General features: G+C 53.9%; 14 protein-coding genes. 12 read left to right on the top strand and 2 right to left on the bottom strand.

All coding sequences use genetic code 11. The annotated features are described in order from the left end of the window. The first annotated feature begins 218 nt into the window (after positions 1-218). Complete coding sequence (locus C173_RS26370) at positions 219-641, top strand: NUDIX domain-containing protein (RefSeq protein ID WP_036730730.1); 423 nt, start codon at positions 219-221, stop codon at positions 639-641. Between the two features lie 113 nt (positions 642-754). Here C173_RS26370 and C173_RS26365 read toward each other — a convergent pair whose 3' ends face one another. Then, positions 755-1,696, bottom strand: a complete 942-nt coding sequence (locus C173_RS26365; RefSeq protein ID WP_036730727.1) for an AraC family transcriptional regulator — start codon at positions 1,694-1,696, stop codon at positions 755-757. A 194-nt stretch (positions 1,697-1,890) separates the two neighbouring features. Between C173_RS26365 and C173_RS26360 the strand changes: the two genes are divergently transcribed. The 8 genes from C173_RS26360 (at position 1,891) to C173_RS26325 (ending at position 12,831) form a co-directional block, all read left to right on the top strand. Next, positions 1,891-2,910 (top strand): glycoside hydrolase family 88/105 protein, encoded by a 1,020-nt coding sequence (locus tag C173_RS26360; RefSeq protein ID WP_036730724.1) that lies wholly within the window; start codon positions 1,891-1,893, stop codon positions 2,908-2,910. Between the two features lie 12 nt (positions 2,911-2,922). Further along, on the top strand, positions 2,923-5,097 hold the full coding sequence (gene gnpA, locus C173_RS26355) for a 1,3-beta-galactosyl-N-acetylhexosamine phosphorylase (protein WP_036730720.1): 2,175 nt from the start codon (positions 2,923-2,925) through the stop codon (positions 5,095-5,097). 48 nt (positions 5,098-5,145) lie between these two features. Continuing rightward, positions 5,146-5,424, top strand: coding sequence for a type II toxin-antitoxin system Phd/YefM family antitoxin (locus C173_RS26350; protein ID WP_036730719.1), 279 nt, complete (start codon positions 5,146-5,148; stop codon positions 5,422-5,424). Between the two features lie 109 nt (positions 5,425-5,533). Continuing rightward, positions 5,534-5,845, top strand: a complete 312-nt coding sequence (locus C173_RS26345; protein ID WP_036730717.1) for a type II toxin-antitoxin system RelE/ParE family toxin — start codon at positions 5,534-5,536, stop codon at positions 5,843-5,845. Between the two features lie 25 nt (positions 5,846-5,870). Next, the gene (locus C173_RS33080) at positions 5,871-7,142 is read left to right on the top strand and encodes a helix-turn-helix domain-containing protein (protein WP_051478444.1); all 1,272 of its coding nucleotides are present in this window, start codon (positions 5,871-5,873) and stop codon (positions 7,140-7,142) included. Positions 7,143-7,200: 58 nt separating this feature from the next. Further along, positions 7,201-8,367, top strand: coding sequence for a GyrI-like domain-containing protein (locus C173_RS26335; RefSeq protein ID WP_036730715.1), 1,167 nt, complete (start codon positions 7,201-7,203; stop codon positions 8,365-8,367). An 82-nt stretch (positions 8,368-8,449) separates the two neighbouring features. After that, complete coding sequence (gene yaaA, locus C173_RS26330; RefSeq protein WP_036730713.1) at positions 8,450-9,208, top strand: peroxide stress protein YaaA; 759 nt, start codon at positions 8,450-8,452, stop codon at positions 9,206-9,208. A gap of 239 nt (positions 9,209-9,447) precedes the next feature. Then, complete coding sequence (locus C173_RS26325) at positions 9,448-12,831, top strand: HEAT repeat domain-containing protein (protein WP_036730711.1); 3,384 nt, start codon at positions 9,448-9,450, stop codon at positions 12,829-12,831. Here the strand turns inward: C173_RS26325 and C173_RS26320 are convergent. After that, positions 12,826-13,281, bottom strand: coding sequence for a GNAT family N-acetyltransferase (locus tag C173_RS26320; protein ID WP_036730709.1), 456 nt, complete (start codon positions 13,279-13,281; stop codon positions 12,826-12,828). The two genes, C173_RS26325 and C173_RS26320, sit on opposite strands and share 6 nt — an antisense overlap. Positions 13,282-13,745: 464 nt before the next feature. Here C173_RS26320 and C173_RS26315 point away from each other — a divergent pair, with 464 nt between their 5' ends. The 3 genes from C173_RS26315 (at position 13,746) to C173_RS26305 (ending at position 17,198) form a co-directional block, all read left to right on the top strand. Next, entirely contained in the window at positions 13,746-14,873 is a 1,128-nt protein-coding gene (locus C173_RS26315) for an ROK family transcriptional regulator (RefSeq protein WP_036730706.1), read from the top strand. Between the two features lie 203 nt (positions 14,874-15,076). After that, positions 15,077-16,117, top strand: a complete 1,041-nt coding sequence (locus tag C173_RS26310; RefSeq protein ID WP_036730702.1) for an NAD(P)-dependent alcohol dehydrogenase — start codon at positions 15,077-15,079, stop codon at positions 16,115-16,117. A gap of 457 nt (positions 16,118-16,574) precedes the next feature. Next, on the top strand, positions 16,575-17,198 hold the full coding sequence (locus C173_RS26305) for a glycoside hydrolase family 11 protein (RefSeq protein ID WP_036730699.1): 624 nt from the start codon (positions 16,575-16,577) through the stop codon (positions 17,196-17,198). Positions 17,199-17,325: the final 127 nt, after the last annotated feature.

The raw sequence follows: 17,325 nt of genomic DNA, 5'->3' as shown, positions 1-17,325 counted from the left end.
TACTTATTGAATCACAATTCAGCGGAATTGGCACAATCACTAGAATTAGTTGCTGTTTTTCCACCTGTTTGCGTACAATCGCCAGAAAGCGATAAATTAAGATACGTTTGTCCACTTGCTGATTACCCGGGAGATTGGAAGCCTTGTATTTGCTATATGAGGTCTGGTTCTTGCTATAATTGGCTATAACAGAATTTTCAGGAGAGGGGCATGGCGGTATGTTCATTGTTAATGTAGAAGCAGCAATCTGCAAGGAAGATAAGTGGCTTGTGATTACACGGAGTACCAAAGAAGAGCATGCAGGAGGGACTCTGGCTCTTGTAGGAGGGAAAGTGGATATTGAGGGCAACTCGCTCGAAATCCTCGAACGGACGGTGAAGCGCGAATGCGATGAGGAGGTTGGCATCGTGATCAAGGATGCGGTTACTTTTGTGTATAGCTCCTCCTTCGTGACAGAGGACGGACGCAATGTCATCAATATGGTGTTCCTATGTGAATACGAGAGTGGTACAGCAACCACCCGGAGTCCTGATGAAGTGGAAGCCGTACATTGGATGACCCACGATGAAATTATGGATCACCCCCTGGCTCCTCCCTGGACCAAAGAAAGTATAAGAAGAGTAGCACTGGCAAGAAAATAACATTTAGGCTGTGCGGCAGACTCCCCCCCCATTAGAACTCTAATCCTTCCTCAAATGTCAGTCCTCTGCAGGTCTATCCGCCGGGGAGGAAGACCTCCCCGTGATATGGAGGCTCACACCCACCCCGTGAACTCCAGAATACTCGCCTTCGCCGACTGCGCCTCCGACTGCGCACCCTTGCGCCATTCCTTGGGCGGGACGCCCATCAGCTTGGAGAAGCAGCGGTTGAAGCTGGAGATGGAGTGGAAGCCGACCTTCTCCGAGATCTCCAGAATTGAATCCTCGGTGCTCTTAAGCTGCTTGCAGGCTTCCTCAATCCGGGTGCTGCTCAGGAAATCCAGGGGGGCGGTGCCCATCGTATCATGGAATTTGCGGCGGAAATGGGTGGTGCTCAAGTGGCACAGCCCGGCCAGGTCATCGATGGTCATCGGCGCCATATAGTTGCGGGTGATATACACCAGCGCGGGGGCGATAGCGAAGTCACCGAGGAGCGTATGCCCAGCCTCCTGGCCGCTCAAGGCTTCGTTCGTAGAATGGATGCGGAGCAGCTCAATGTACAGGGACAGCAATAAGCCGTATGCACTCTCCTGATAGTAAGGCTTCTGCTGCTGTAATTCGAAGACGATGGAGGTAGCCAGCGTATAGACGAGGGGGTGCTTTTCCCTGCTCAGAATACAGTTCGCACCCTGCACTGCCCAGAGATTCGGCTCGAAGCCAGCGTAGGCACTCTTGAAGGAATGCTGAAACAGATCCTCCGGCGAGAAAAACAGATAGGACCACAGGCTGGCCTCCCCCGGAGAACTGTATGTCGTATGGGGCAGATACCGCGGCAGGAAGGTCACATCCCCGGCGGCAAAAGGCACGTTCTCGCCCTTAATCTCCATAATCCCGCTATCTGAATAGCAGATCCCGATCTCCAGGTGGTTGTGAAAATGAAGGTGCTCGCTCTTGATGTCAGAGATCTTCCAGCGTTCGCCGCTGAGCAGCAGGACAGGGAAATGGATCGGCAGGCTGTAGTGGCGGTACTCAATGACGGGTTTCTTTTTTCTGGGCATCTTCAGCAGCTCCTGTCCTTCTTGCGTTAGAATAGGAATGAAGAATAAAGGGTCGAAACTGCGCAGTTTTGATGTGAATGTGCTTAGATGTAGAACATTTTACTGCTTACAATAGATTCTGTAAAGCGCTTCCAAGCGGATGGACGGATAATAGCTGCCTTCAGAGACGCAGGGAACAGGAGAGGGGAATACATATGCTTCAAGTTAAATATAACCGGGAAGAAATCTTAAGTGTAATCGATAAAGTGGCAAGGAAGACACTGGCGATGGATTTAACGTGGGAGTGGCCTTGCGGCGTTGCCTATTATGGGGTGTCCAGAGCCTACCAGACCACGGGAAACCAGGAGTATCTGAACCAGCTGGTGAAGTGGGTAGATGAATATATTGAGCTGGGGCTGCCAGACTGGACGGTCAACACCTGTGCCATGGGCCATATGCTGATCACGTTGTACGAAGAGACCGGGGACCAGAAGTACTGGGATATTGTCATGAGTAAAATCGGCTATATCCGGGGGAGCGCGCTTCGGTTCGGGGATCAGGTGCTGCAGCATACGGTCTCGGTGTCCAATGACTTCCCGGAGCAGGCTTGGGCGGATACGCTGTTCATGGCGGCATTCTTCCTGCTGCGTGTGGGCAGCAAGCTGGAGGATCAGGAGCTGATCCAGGACGCGCTTAACCAGTATTACTGGCACATCAAATATTTACAGGACCCCAGCACCGGCCTCTGGTTCCACGGCTATAACCATGTGAAGCAGGACCATATGTCCGGGCTGTACTGGGGCCGGGCGAACGCCTGGGGAGCCTATACGATGTCGCAGGTGAAGCCGCTGCTTAAGGAGTGGTACCTGTACCCGCAGTGTATGGATGTGGAGTGCTCGCTCCGGGATCAGCTGGCGGCGTTGAAGCTGGTACAGACGGAGGACGGCCTGTGGCGTACGCTGCTGGACGATGAGGAGTCCTATGAAGAGGTGTCGGCATCCTGCGGGATCGCTGCGGCCATGGTGAATAACGGCAATCCGCTGCATACCAAATATGTGCAAAAGGCCCTGAAGGGCATTCTGGAGAACATCACTGAAGACGGACGTGTACTGAATGTATCGGGCGGTACGGCCGTCATGAAGGACCGTGAAGGGTACCGCCATATTCCCAAGGACTGGACTCAGGGCTGGGGCCAGGGCCTCGCGCTTGCGTTCCTGTCGGATCTGTTGAAATAGGAGGAATTCCCGTTGCCGAAATTATCTACAGGCTCCACAGGAGCTTTTACCCTGCCGGGGGAAGCCGGTTATGAAGCACTGACGCTGAAGCTTGCCGAACGCTGGGGGGCCGATGTCATTCGTGACAGTGACGGCACGCAGTTGTCAGAAGAGATTATTAATGCCGGTTACGGCATCTATTCGACCCTGTGCATCATCCGCGACCATAACGGCTGGGCGGCGAGGAACCCGGACAAGCTGCAGCAGACCTTCCTGATTACGAGTCCGAAGGTGGCTGTGCAGGATTACGTATCCATCTATCTGCTGGAGGATTTCTTCGCAGAGCAATTCAGGGTGAATGATTCCCGTGAGGCATTCAAGTACTGGCAGGTGTACGACCGGACAACCGGGAAGGAGGTGCCGGGGGAGCAGTGGAATTACGACCGGGAGTCCGGCAATGTGGTGTTAACCGGCATTACGCCTTGGCATAAATATACCGTCAGCTTCATGGCCTACCGGATCTGGGAAGAGATCTCCATGTACAACCACACGACGAATCACTGGGACAAAGAGCATCTGATGCAGATCGATCCGATGTATAAGGGGACCCGGCAGTACCTGCTGGACTGGATGGAGGACTGGTGCCGGGAGCATCAGGCAACGACAGTGGTCCGGTTCACCTCTCTATTCTATAATTTTGCCTGGATCTGGGGCAGCAGCGGGCAGAACCGCCATCTGTTCTCGGACTGGGGCTCCTACGACTTCACGGTGAGTGCGCGGGGCCTGGATCTGTTTGCGGAGCAATACGGTTATTCGCTGACCGCAGAGGATTTCGTGAACGGCGGCAAATACCGTGTCAGCCATATTCCGGCGGAGCAGCGTAAGCTCGACTATATGGCTTTTATCAACGATTTCGTCATCGGGTTCGGCAAGCAGTTAATTGACATTGTCCATAAGCACGGCAAGCTGGCGTATGTCTTCTACGATGACAGCTGGGTGGGCGCTGAGCCCTACAATGACCGCTTCGGGGAGTTCGGCTTCGACGGGATGATCAAATGCGTGTTCTCGGGTTATGAAGCCCGACTCTGCTCAGGGGTGAAGGTGGAGACGCATGAGATCCGGCTGCATCCGTATCTGTTCCCGGTTGGCCTGGGCGGTGCACCTACCTTCATGGAAGGGGGCAATCCCACACTCGATGCGAAGCAATACTGGATCAACATCCGGCGCGCCCTCCTGCGTGAGCCGGTCGACCGGATCGGCCTGGGCGGCTATCTGCATCTGGTTGAGCCTTACCCGGATTTCTGTGCGTACATGGAGAAGATTGCGGATGAATTCAGGGAGATCAAGGAGCTGCACCGGCAGGGGCAGCCTTATCACATCAAGACTAAGGTAGCTGTTCTGCACTCGTGGGGCAAGCTGCGGTCATGGACCCTGTCGGGCCACTTCCATGAGACGTATATGCATGACCTGATTCATATCAATGAGGCCTTGTCCGGCTTGCCGGTGGAGGTGCGCTTCATCGACTTCGGGGATGTCCGCCAGGGTGCCCTTCAGGATGTGGATGTGGTGATCAATGCAGGCAACGCTGGTTCAGCGTGGAGCGGCGGGGACCACTGGAAAGACAGCCAGGTAGTGGACGCCTTGACGGAATGGGTATATAAGGGCGGTGCGCTCATTGGAGTGAATCAGCCTTCCGCCGTGGACGGCTATGATCACTACTTCCGGCTGGCGCATGTTCTCGGGGTGGATGAGGACACCGGCGCCAGGGTGGCGCATGGCAAATGGGCTTATGAGGTTCAACCGGTGCAGGGGCTGGTGCCGGATGGCGTCAGCATCCGGCCGAAGGACAATGTCTATCTGACCGGCGGGGCTGCTACGGTGGTCCGTGAGGCAGAGGGCAAGCTGGCCCTGACGGTGAATAGCTTCGGGAGAGGGAAGGGCATCTACCTGCCATCCTTTACCTTCAGCTGGGAGAATACGCGTCTGCTGCTGAATCTGATCCGCTATGCCGGCAATGAGCTGGAGGAGACCCGCTACCTCCCGGATAATCTCTACACCGAGTGCGCATATTATCCGCAGAGCAAGCGCCTGGTTGTGATTAACAATAGCGGCCAGCCGCAGCAGACCACCATCGAGACGGACTATGGTCCGCAGGTTGTAGAGCTGGAAGCTTTTGATACGGTGATTCGGGTGATGGGGAGGAATTGAATCGTTATCATAATTATGATAAAATAGCGCTAAAAGGAGGGGAGTTTAATGCCACAGATTCGGCCCGTATCCGACTTGCGCAACCATTTTGCTGAAATATCCCGGATTGTTCATGAGAATAATGAGCCTGTTTTCTTAACCAAAAATGGTTATGGGGATATGGTAGTGATGAGTATCGAACAATATGAGAATATCCAACAGAACCAAGAGATTATAATGAAACTTAAAGAAGCTGAACATGAAGCGGATACCTCAAAGGAACGCTATAGTCACTCCGAGGTAATCGATAATTTACGAATGCAGATTCGGAATAAATCAGATCAATAACGCCCTGCCAAGGCGTTTTTTTTATTTAGGGTCCTTAAGTTATTCCATTCATATAGTCTATAGCCAACTGCGATCAGGTGTTATTTGGGCGAATTAGGGGAGGACCCACATGGACAAAAAGTATAAACTGCGTTATCTGAAATTGGCACTGTCCGATTTGCAGGATATTATGGATTATGTGAGCGATGAGCTTGCTGCACCGGATGCAGCTAATGATCTGTTGGATAAGTTTGATGAAGCCATTGCCAGGTTAGAGTTATTTCCATTCTCCAGTCCTGTTGCTCGTAACATGATTGGCTTAAAGGATGAATACCGTTCTTTGGTTGTGGAGAATTACATCGTGTTCTATGTTGTATTAGATGATATTGTTGAGATTAGACGGGTGCTTCACGGGAAGCGCAAGTATGAAGATCTGATGTAATATACATTCTGCCGGAGGAATGCCTATGCCAGGGACTACCCGCTTCAGACAATCCATCGCCTTCATTGAGGAGCATCTACATGAGGAGATTCCGCTTGAACAAGCTGCGCAGGCTGGATACACCTCGCTGATGCAGCTGTATCGTGACTTCTATACCTATACCGGCCACTCGGTCAAAGAGTACATCCGCAAGCGCAGGCTCTCGGTGGCACTCGGGATGATCAGGAGCTCGCAGCGTCCGCTTGCTGAGATTGCATACGCCTGCGGCTACAGCTCCCAGCAAGCCTTATGCAAGTATGTGAAATCCGCCACAAGATTAACCCCGCTAGCCTATCAAAAAAGTACCGCCTGCTATTTCTTCCCCAGATTCGACAGTGAAGCCGTCCGGCAGGTAACCGTCAGCACAGAGATCCTTCCTGCAACCATACATATGAAATTCTATTCAACCAGGCACGGCGGCATTGAACAGCAAGCGCTGGAATCGTTATACGCTCTTCTCCCTGCCTACCAGGGCAGACTCTTCGGGAGAGACGGGCAGCCGCAGGGCGGCTTGTTCTGTTATGAGCTTGCGGTGGAGCATGACCCAGCCTTGATGCACAGCTTAACCAGAAGTATCTTCCGGGAGCTGGAGGTTGTCCCGGAACGCAGCTTAACCTGTGCCAAGTTGGCGGTCCGAAGCGATGAGGCTGAGATCGGACTGGCCTGGGACTATCTGGTTCTGAATTGGCTGAGGACCAGCATGTTCGAGCAGGATGAGGAGTGCTATGGGGAAGAGTATATCCGCAAGGGCTGCGAGGTGAAGAAGCTGATTCTGTATGTGCCGGTCAGGAAGCGGACGGATTATGACAAGATCAGTATGAGCTGGAGTGAAGGTCTTGAATTTCTGGCTGCGTCCAGGGAAGGGGAGCAGGCGGAAGAGGCGGCAGCAGCAGCCGTGATGAATTATTGCTCAAGGTATCATCCTGAGGTACTAAGAACGGCAAGCATGTTCTGCGTCATCCAGCACGGCGGCCGCTATACCTGCGGAGTCCGGCTGGAACGGGGGAGAGCGATAGCGCTGGCCGAAGATAGCGGCCTTCAGATTCTGCAGGCTCCCGCTGGCAGGTATGCGGTGCTTGAGAGCAGCAGCTATGGGGACCGGGAAATGTTTATCGCGCTTTTGGAGCGCTGGGTACGGGAGAACGGGTGGAGCAGGGAGGGGGCGCTTGCGTTTACGATCTATGAGACAGTAGCCCCGGGCCGGCGGGATGCCATAACCATGAGCGTGTGGATGAAGCTGAAAGATGTTAAGAAGTGATAATATTTACGAACCGCGAGCGACTATACTTGAGCTTAACCAGGAGAGGAGCTGACCTATGAATCTGAGCAAGCAAGCACTGCCGCAGCAAGCAGCTGAAGGCTATAGTCCCCGTGTGAAGCCGGTAATCCTGAGAATGGTGGAGGAGCTGAAGCAGATGGAGATGTTAAGTGAGGTTCATGTAGAGCAGGTTACGGAGCTGTGCAGCATTGTGGACAGGCCGGAAATGAAGGTCGTGGGAATTGCGCTGCCGATATCGTATGAGAGCCGGGGCTATGGCGGGTATTATGATTCCGGGCAGGCGGGCGGTACGATTAATGATTACTTTTATACGAAAAAGCTGGCGGCAGAAGGAGAGATTGCACTGCTCTCCAGTCTGATAGAGCACCAAATTAAGGGCCGGGAGATCGTCACAGTACGCACCGAGGTTCAGGGGGATGGCAACTACAAAGTGATTGTGGGCATGGAGGTGAGCAGCTTCGAGGGGCTGCCTGCGCATTTGCCGGAGTATACGGAGACGCTGACCGTACCCGCTTGCCGGTATGCCAAGGTTCTGATCAATGAATCGAAAAGCGCCGGGCGGACCGGCTACGAGGAACGGATGCACGCCGATGAATATTTTGTGGGTGAATTCCGCAAGGATACGGGTTATGTCTATAATCCCGCTGGCCTTAGCTTCAATACATATGACCAGTCCGGTGATATTCTTACCAAATACGAGCCGGTGATCCTGCCGGGGAATACGGCCGAACAGTTCAGCTCCCTGCGCTTCAAGCCGGTGACGCTGCCGGAGATGAAGATTGCCTGCAGCATGACGCTGCCGGAGGATGAAGAGTTTGTGATTACTAAATATTTTAGCGTACAGGATCAGGTATTCGCCACCGGGGCAGCCCGGTATTATCTGCATGACTATTACGGGTTTCCGGTGAACAGCGGGGAGGAGGGGAAGGTGAATTCCTGCTTCGGCACAAGAGTCAGCAGCTTCGATGGCCTTCCTAACAGTGTAGAGAAGGTGACTGTGCCTGGGGGCATCTATCTGCATATTACCCAGCTTGAGGTGAACGGCGATAATCCGGGCATCCCGTACGATGCCGCATTCAATCATCTGGAGGAGCTGTACCTGAGCGCCCACCCTGAGTATACGCGCGACTGGAGCAGGCATGTGATTGCCCGGTTCCGCCAGGCGAACTGTGCCTCTGTCTTCGTACCGCTTGCTGCTGAATAACTTGGCCGGGGTCCGACAGGGGAGATAATATGATAGTATAGAGGTACATTTATTTTCCCGTATGGGTAGAAAAGAGCGTATCATGAGAATCATCATTTCACCTGCCAAAAAGATGAAGACGGACACGGATTTCCTGGAATCCCGCCAGGCTCCGCAGTTCTTAAACGAGTCACAGACGCTCCTGGCCCTGCTTCGTAAGCTCAGTTATGCAGAAGGCAAGGCGCTGTGGAAATGCAATGACGCTATTGCTGCGCTGAATATGCAGCGGATTGAAGAGATGGATCTAACCCGGAATCTGACCCCGGCGATCTTCGCCTATGAGGGCATCCAGTACCAGTACATGGCGCCGGGGATTTTTCAGACGGAGGAGCTGGACTATCTGCAGCAGCATTTGCGGATACTGTCCGGGTTCTATGGCATCGTCCGGCCGTTCGACGGGGTGGTCCCTTACAGGCTGGAGATGCAGGCCAAGCTGGGCGGGCCGGGCTTCAGTACTCTCTATGAGTTCTGGAACAGAAGATTAGCGGACCAGTTGTTCGCAGAGACTGACACGATTGTGAATCTGGCCTCCAAGGAATACAGCAAATGCATCTCTCCGTACTTGGGCAGCCATGTCCGGATGGTTAGCGTTGTATTCGGTCAGGAGATCGGCGGCAAGGTGGTGGAGCGGGCGACGCTGGTCAAGATGGCCAGGGGCGAGATGGTCCGGTTCATGGCGGAGCAGCAGATTACCAGCGTCGAGGAGATTCAGAGCTTCAACGGGTTTGACTTCCGGTATGAAGCGGCCTTGTCGGACGAGAACACGTATGTGTTCGTTCAGGCGAAGCAAGACAAAGAGTAGACTGATAGAGTGAGCAGTATAGAGGGTAATCTTGAAGATGGTGGAAGCACCGGATTCGGGGTTACCCTTTTGTTTTGAAATATAATTTATACGTTTCACTCAATAACTTATCCTTATATTTCTCGCTGAAACGTTACCGTCCTTCAAAAGGACGGCAAAGCCGTTTCCACTTGTTGCGGGCGGAAGCTCGCTTTTTGTAAAATAAGGAAGAGGTTAGAACAGATTCAAGAGGAGGACTTATGACTAAGAGACGAGACCCTTTGAATAAAGAGCGCTTACTGGGGGAGCTGGATGCTCAGGGGTATTCCGATAGAATCAAAGCAATCACAAGACTAGGGCGCGATCACCTGGGGTCCCCGGAATACTCACAGTTACTTACCGCCCTACTTGAGGGCGGGGCTTACGAGGCGCGTCTGGCTCTGATGGGGGCGATCGCGACAATGGATGCGCCAGTGATTCTGGCGGGGCTGAAGCACCCCATGGCCAGTATCCGTAATATGGCTGCGGGCCTGCTGCCCAAAGCCGCTTCAGCCGAAGAGATTGAACGCGAGCTTCCGCAGCTGTCACAGGATTGCCGCCGCAAGCTGCTGCGTACGGTAGCCCTGATCAACCGCCAGGAGCTGGCGGAACGGCTATTGCCAGTGGTACAGGCCCGGTGGGGCCTGGTGGAGGCAGCGATTGTGCTGCAGGCCTGCTCTGCGGCAACCGTCCGCGCGCGGCTTCCTGAGCTGGGGTACGCCATTAAGGATTGGAAAAAGCTGGCCAGCCGCCACCTGGAGGTGGTCGCGGAGTATTTCACCAGAGAGCTGGAAGCAGCTCCGCTTAGGGCCAAGGGGACGGTCTGGTCAAGGTTCTCCTCCGCGCTGGAGCATCTATGCAATCACAAGCCTGACCTGGTGCTGGCTTATGCGATGAACCATGGACCGGCAGACATGCTGCCGCCTGCGCTTAAGGCGAATCTCGGCACACTGATGCGCCTGAGACCAGGCGCGGTGTATGAGCTGCTGATGCGGACGCAGACGCGTGGTGAGCTTATGGCTTATGGTGTGCCTGAAGCTGTGCTCAAGCGGGCGAAGCTCCTCTCCAGGGACCAATTGTCGCAGCTTGCCAAGCTGCTGGCGGACGAGCCCTACCATGTAACGCGGCTGCTGGAGCATCTTGCGCCTGCTAAGCGCCAGGAGATTTTTGATGCTGCGTATGAGGAGGAGAAGCGCCGGGAGCGGGTTTTTCCGGAGAGGCTGCTGTATGTATTGCCGCATGGACTGCGTGATCGGGAAGCCGCCCGGATGCTGGGCCTACGTGAGATCAGGGAGAACCGGGAGAGCACCCTGCGCATCACCGCCGCCCGCCCGATTCTTCAGGTCAGAGAGCAGCTGGAGCAGGCAACCCGGGTATCGAATGCAGATGAGCGCGCAACGGCGCTGATGCAGCTAATCCGCAGCACGGTTCTTGCAAGGCAGGGAATGGATGCCACACTGCTGACCTTAGGCCGCATCCATAATGATCAGGACCCTGTGCGGAGCGCGGTGTTCAAGGAGCTGTCGGAGAGTCCGGCGTCTGTGTACGAGGCTGCTCATGTCCCTGCGCTTACTGTGCTGGTGGACAGTGTGATTGATGCCAGAGACACCTCCTACGGTACTAGGTACTCTGTGCAGCAATTGGCCTTCTCGATTCTGCGCCATCAGGCGGCAGAGCCGGGCGGGGAGCTGTTCAAGTTCGCGCTGAACACGCTCCAGAAGCTGGCGAAGCAGGACGGGCAGCTCCCTTTGCCGCCCCTTGCGAAGAATATGCCGCGGGGCGTGGAAGAGATCATCTTTGACAGTATCTATTCCTACGCCGCACAGGCGGGGAAGCGTGAGAATTACAACCTGGTGCTGAGCCTGGCAACTTCATTTGGTAAAAGAGGCTATGGCATCGTCAAGCTACAGCAGCTCTTACGGGAAGCTGCCCGAGCCAAAACAGAGGCAACTGCGATACAGGCAACCAGGCTCTGGCTGAAGCCACTGCAGACGCGGGATGAACGGGTGAAGGAGCTGCTGGATGCAGATCCATCGTATATTACCATCCACGAGGTATTCTTGCATCTGCACCTGAAGCGTCAGGAATGGCTGGACCCTTATCTGTCGGGGGCTGCGATCAAGGGCAAGTTCCTCTCGGGCAAAACGGTCTATCCTGTACCGGCTTCGGACGGATTCTACCGCTGGCTGCCGCGCCAGCAGGAGGCGTATGGTGCCCTGTTAAGCACAATCGCTTTAGGTCCCAAGTACAGCCTATTTGAGCGTTCGCGAGCGATTAGAGTCATGGCGAGTATGCCGGATAGGAACCCGAAGCTGCTGTATAAGCTGGTACAGGACAAAGAGGTGGCGGTAGCGGAGGCAGCGCTTCATGCCTTGTCCCTGCTGGAGGAGCCGGAGAAATCCCTGCCTGTGCTGCTGGAGCATCTGGATGGTGATCGGGCCCGTGTAGCGATGTACTCCATCCCAAGGTGCATCCGCCGGGTCAGTCCGCAGCAGCTGTCTCAGGCTCTGAAGGCGCTGTTGAGCCGGGAGAAGCTGAAGATCACCGTCCGCAAGGAAGCCATCCGCCTGCTTGGTGCGTATAGAAGTGAGGACAGTCTTTCGCTGCTGTTGAATGAATTCGCGAAGCCTGCTGTGCATAAGGATGTGGTGATTGCTGTAGGGCATGCTGCCAGAGGGCTGCTGGACGATGAACGCAGCTGGGAGGTGCTGCGCGCCATCGCGGCTTCTCCAGAGCGTGATATCGCAGTGAGCTTGTTGTCCCGACAGCCTGATGCACTTCCGCTTGCCTACAGACCGCGCTATCTGGACTTAATCATAGCCATTGCCGATCACCCGGATGTATCTGTCAGCAGCCAGGCTTATAGTTCCATGAAGTGGTGGACAAGCGGATATGAAGGTACCGTTGCGGCGGCTGCGGCTCAGGCGGTTGCGGGTCTGAAGGACAGCTCCAGCTGGGAGTTCGCGATGATGACACTGATTGAAGCCGCCCGGGACGGCAAAGTGAATGCGGTTGTGGCCGGGATCTGCCGGCAGCTGGCGTCAACGCCCATGACACAGGAATGGAATGCAGCGGCAGACAGAGATCTGCCCCACCGGCAACGCTTGCAGGTGCTCATCAACCAGCTTACAGGTCAGCCCAAGAGTACAAGGGTGCAGCTTAGCCCCTTGTATCTGGAGATGATCGATATTCTGGCTGCCGATGAGACTCTGCTGGGCCTGATTCTGAAATTATATATTGCCGTGATTGATTGGAATAACACAGAGGAAGCGGCCGGGTACCTGAAACGGATGGCTCAGAGCATATCTGCTCAGCCATTGTTATTAAGCGAGGTGTACAGCGGAGTGACCGGCACTCTGGAGCAAAGCGCCGGATATTGGACGCCGGAGGCGCTGCTGGAACTGGTAGATGTGCTGCGGGGTGAGCCGCACTACGAATCCATGTACCTCGGACTCCCGCTGCTTGCAGCAGCGGGCCATGCGCTGCACTGGAGCCCGGAAGCCGCTGAACGGCTGCGGTGGTACAGGAATTGCAGCCATGCGGCAGTCCGCACACAGGCGCTGAATATTTGGACCGCGGGGGAATCCCGGCTGTTCATGCTATAACCGCATATGCAGGATGGGCCAAGGCTTGCCTTGCTCATCCTGTTTGGAGCGGCCGTAGACCCGGAAGCCTAAATGTTCATAGAATCCGGTAGCCTGGGGATTGTCTTCATTCACATCGACGGAATGCACGTTCAAGTGGTGTATGGCATAGTCCACCAGGCTTTTGCCGATACCCATTCCCCGGACTGCCGGATCTACGAACAGCATTTCAATCTTCTGATCCTGAATCCCGATGAAGCCGAGGGGATGCCCCTCCGGTTGGGTATGCGTAATCAGATGCTGGATCTCTGCAATCCCTTGCAGAACCAAGGGACGCAGGTCTTCAATATCCTGCAGGGTGAGGAACAGGTGCGTAGCCCGCACAGAGTTCTCCCAGATGACTAGCAGTTCTTGGGAGAGTGTCTGGTTTCGATTTTGGTCTGTAAGGTTCTGTATCTGGTTCGGGTTCATAGCGTTAGCGTTCTCCTTAATCCATTTTTTTAAAATATAGAACTTATATGTTGCACACGATAACTTATCCTTCTATTTCTCGCTGAAACGGTACCGTCCTTTAAAAGGACGGCAAAGCCGCTTCCACTTGGATTATAGCATTAAGAATAAATAAGAATCGAGATGAAGCGATATGATGACCCGTCAGCGGCTGATCCGGAATGGCGGAATGGCGTTTATTTGTTCCGGCCTGGCAACAATCACGGCAGCCCTCGGCGTTAACATGCGAATACTTGCGAAAAGAGGGGCGAATTAAGGCCATCGTCCCAAAAGATTAATGACGGGACTTCCAATTCTTGATACAATAAAACCACATACGTGAAATTATTCACAATTAAAACGGCTAATGATTGCTATAACGGGTGTGATTGCATATTATATGTATAAAATTATAAAGTACATTTGTAAAAGTGAGGGGGATTCGAATGGCGACACATCGCTTGAACAGTATGGAAGTTAAAAAGATGAACCGGAACGCCATTTACCGGTACCTGTATCACCGTGAGTCCACTTCCATTCAGGAGATTGCGCAGGCGCTAGGTCTAAGTCTTCCCACCGTGACACAGAATCTCAAGGAGCTGCAGGAACGCGGGCTGATTGAGGAGACCGGGCTGTATGAATCCACCGGAGGCCGTAAGGCCAAGTCGTTGGCCTGCAACAGGGTGGCGGGTTATGCTGTCGGATTGGATGTTACCCTGAATCATGTGGGAATTGTCGTCATTGACTTGAGCGGCAGGATCATTAAGAATGTCAGGAATCATTATCCATTTGCGAATGAGGAGACTTACTTCCGTGGAGTAGGCAAGCTGGTGGAGGATTTCATAGAGGCTTGTCAGCTGGACCGCAGCCAGATTCTCGGTGTAGGCATTGCGCTGCCCGCGATTCTATCCGGGGACCGGCAGACAGTGAGCTATGCTACAGTCATAGATTTCAAGGGAGGCAGTGTCCGGCGGTTCGCCGAATACATCCCTTATCCCTGCGTCCTGAGCAATGATGCGAATGCGGCGGGACTCACTGAACTGTGGGGAGAGCAGGACATACACAATGTGGTCTATCTGTCCCTTAACAATAGCGTGGGCGGTGCCATTATAGTAGGTAATCAGATCTATGCAGGCCAGAATTACCGCAGCGGGGAGTTCGGGCATATGACAATTCTGCCTGGAGGCCGGACCTGCTACTGCGGGCAGAAGGGCTGCGTCGATGCCTACTGCTCCGCGAGACTCCTCTCGGACAGCACCGGGGGCAGTATTGTGGAATTCTTCAGGCTCTTGGGAGAGGGCAAGAAGGAGCAGCAGGCCATCTGGCAGGAGTATGTGGGCTATCTGGTCATTACAGTGAATAACCTGCGGATGTTGTACGATTGCGATGTGATTCTCGGCGGCTATGCCGGGGCTTACATGGAGGAATACATCGATGATCTTCAGGCGTTAGCAGCGCGTAAAAACACCTTCGAACAGGATGGTTCCTACCTGCGGGTCTGTAAATATAAGCTTGAAGCCACCGCTGTGGGCGCTGCTCTGGAGCTGGTGACGGAGTTTATCGACAGCATCTAGATCCGGGTTGATCTTACCCTAATACAATATCTGCTTTCCCCGCTCCTCCAGAAGAGGGACGTTGCTGCAATCGCGGCACTGTCCTTCTCTGGGGGAGTTTTTGTTGACTTCACTTTAAATCTGATTATAATCTTATTTAAATAGTTTTATAAAAGTGTATTATTATACTGAGAGTACCTAATGTCCCTGAGGAGGAGAAATGGATGAAGAACAGAGCTTGTTATATGACAGATCTGAAGCAAATGGCAATGAAGGAAATCGGCATGCCTGTAGCCCAAGCGGGCGAGGTCATTGTGAAGCTGGAGGTTGTCGGCATCTGCGGCTCGGATGTGCATTACCTGGAGCATGGCCGGATCGGCGATTTCGTGGTGAACGGAGATTTCATTCTGGGGCATGAATGCGCCGGAGAAGTGGTGGAGCTTGGCCCTGGCGTGAAGCATCTGAAGGTGGGGGACCGGGTGGCCCTGGAGCCTGGTGTGACCTGCGGACAATGTGAGTTCTGCAAGAGCGGCAAGTATAATTTGTGTCCGGATGTACAGTTCCTGGCTACGCCGCCGTATCATGGCTGTCTGATGGATTATATCGCTTACCCCGAGAACATGGCCTTCAAGCTGCCGGATAATGTGTCTTCGAAGGAGGGGGCGCTGGTGGAACCGCTGGCGGTGGGACTCCATGCCGCGGCACAGGGCAGCGTTAAGCTGGGGGACCGTGTGGTGATTCTGGGAGCGGGCTGCATCGGGCTGGTCACTTTGCTGGCCTGCAAGGCATACGGGGCTACGGAGATTGTAGTGGTGGACATCATTGAGAAGCGGTTGGAGGCGGCGATGAGGCTAGGGGCTACGCGGGTGATTAACGCCAGACAGGAGGACGTGCTGGAGGCGGTTGCGGCATGGACCGACGGCGCGGGCGTGGATAAGGTCATCGAGACGGCAGGCAGCGAGCATACGGTGAAGCAGACCCCTTATCTGGTCAAAAGAGGCGGAACCATCGTCCTGGTCGGCCTGGCCGCCAAGGATATCATCGACTTCGACTTCATGCAGATTATGTTCAAGGAAGCCGACATCAAGTCGGTCTTCCGGTACCGCAACCTGTATCCGGCGGCCATCGGAGCCATCGCGGACGGCAAGATTGACGTCAAGGGCATCGTCACCCACGAATTTGGCTTCGAGGAGACGCAGCAAGCGTTTGATTACGTGATCAACAATAAGGAGGATGTGGTCAAGGCCGTTATTCGGATGGGCTAAGCGGCTGCAGGCGAACGGTGAGAATGTAGCGATGGATGAATAGTGACAGTAGTGACAAGTGAGCTATAGCTGAGTGTTGAGCTGTCCCGTTCCGGGGGCGGCTTTTTGGCGTTGGGCGGATATTGAAGGCGGGACGAGGTGGAAGAAAGGGACCCATCTCTTTGGTGGGCTGAAGGAGCCAATGTTAGTCCGCCGCTGCCGAAATTTCCCGAATTTCCGCCACTTGCTTCCCGCGAGAGCAAAGATCCCGTCGATTAGACCCAATAATTTCATAATATCAATAAAAATTGGGGGTTAATCTTTAGTTTGTAGAGAGAAATGTAAACGCTTACTAGATATAATCATCTCGAAAGGAGGACAAGTAAATATATGGGATAACCATCAGGATAAGTTATATTCTACGGAGAGAAGCAAGCTGCAAGCAAACACCATTATAATCGGGAGGTATTAATTTACAATGAAAAAGAAACTTCTGACGGTATTAATGACAGCGGCACTGAGCTTCAGTGCGTTCGCAGCGACTGCAGGCGCAACAGATTATTGGCAGAACTGGACCGATGGCGGAGGAACCGTGAATGCGGTGAACGGAAGTGGCGGGAATTACAGTGTGAACTGGTACAATACCGGGAACTTTGTAGTAGGTAAAGGCTGGACCTATGGTTCCCCGAACCGGGTGGTGAATTATAACGCGGGAGTCTTCTCGCCTTCCGGCAACGGCTACCTGACCTTATACGGATGGACCCGGAATGCCCTTATTGAATATTACGTGGTAGACAACTGGGGAACTTACAGACCTACCGGCGATTACAAAGGCACGGTGAACAGTGATGGCGGTACTTATGATATCTATCGTACGATGCGTTACAACGCTCCTTCCATTGACGGAAATGCTACGTTCCCGCAGTACTGGAGTGTAAGACAATCCAAACGGCCTATCGGCAGCAATGTCCAGATTACGTTCAGCAACCACGTGAACGCCTGGCAGAGCAAATCGATGTATCTGGGAAGCAGCTGGTCATATCAGGTACTGGCTACCGAAGGATATCAGAGCAGCGGCAGCTCCAACGTAACCGTGTGGTAATGGACAAGCTGACCGGCACCTTGCCGTTCCGGCAGTGGCGTAAGCTCAGCTAACCATTAACAGGCTAAGGCCGGCCGGGTGTACAAGCTGCCGGCCTTATCATTTTCACACACTGAACTGTGCTTAG

The organism is Paenibacillus sp. FSL R7-277, assembly GCF_000517965.1.
In the GTDB taxonomy this organism is placed as follows: Bacteria; Bacillota; Bacilli; order Paenibacillales; family Paenibacillaceae; genus Paenibacillus_AQ; species Paenibacillus_AQ silagei.
Note: the sequence above shows the minus strand (reverse complement) of the source record. Positions and strands in the feature narration are given on the sequence as shown.

What these genes read in the sequence shown, in the direction of transcription:
- C173_RS26370 (WP_036730730.1), top strand. Translation starts at nt 219, where the DNA reads ATGTTCATTGTTAATGTAGAAGCAGCAATCTGCAAGGAAGATAAGTGG.
- C173_RS26365 (WP_036730727.1), bottom strand. Translation starts at nt 1,696, where the DNA reads ATGCCCAGAAAAAAGAAACCCGTCATTGAGTACCGCCACTACAGCCTG.
- C173_RS26360 (WP_036730724.1), top strand. Translation starts at nt 1,891, where the DNA reads ATGCTTCAAGTTAAATATAACCGGGAAGAAATCTTAAGTGTAATCGAT.
- C173_RS26350 (WP_036730719.1), top strand. Translation starts at nt 5,146, where the DNA reads ATGCCACAGATTCGGCCCGTATCCGACTTGCGCAACCATTTTGCTGAA.
- C173_RS26345 (WP_036730717.1), top strand. Translation starts at nt 5,534, where the DNA reads ATGGACAAAAAGTATAAACTGCGTTATCTGAAATTGGCACTGTCCGAT.
- C173_RS33080 (WP_051478444.1), top strand. Translation starts at nt 5,871, where the DNA reads ATGCCAGGGACTACCCGCTTCAGACAATCCATCGCCTTCATTGAGGAG.
- C173_RS26335 (WP_036730715.1), top strand. Translation starts at nt 7,201, where the DNA reads ATGAATCTGAGCAAGCAAGCACTGCCGCAGCAAGCAGCTGAAGGCTAT.
- yaaA (WP_036730713.1), top strand. Translation starts at nt 8,450, where the DNA reads ATGAGAATCATCATTTCACCTGCCAAAAAGATGAAGACGGACACGGAT.
- C173_RS26325 (WP_036730711.1), top strand. Translation starts at nt 9,448, where the DNA reads ATGACTAAGAGACGAGACCCTTTGAATAAAGAGCGCTTACTGGGGGAG.
- C173_RS26320 (WP_036730709.1), bottom strand. Translation starts at nt 13,281, where the DNA reads ATGAACCCGAACCAGATACAGAACCTTACAGACCAAAATCGAAACCAG.
- C173_RS26315 (WP_036730706.1), top strand. Translation starts at nt 13,746, where the DNA reads ATGGCGACACATCGCTTGAACAGTATGGAAGTTAAAAAGATGAACCGG.
- C173_RS26310 (WP_036730702.1), top strand. Translation starts at nt 15,077, where the DNA reads ATGAAGAACAGAGCTTGTTATATGACAGATCTGAAGCAAATGGCAATG.
- C173_RS26305 (WP_036730699.1), top strand. Translation starts at nt 16,575, where the DNA reads ATGAAAAAGAAACTTCTGACGGTATTAATGACAGCGGCACTGAGCTTC.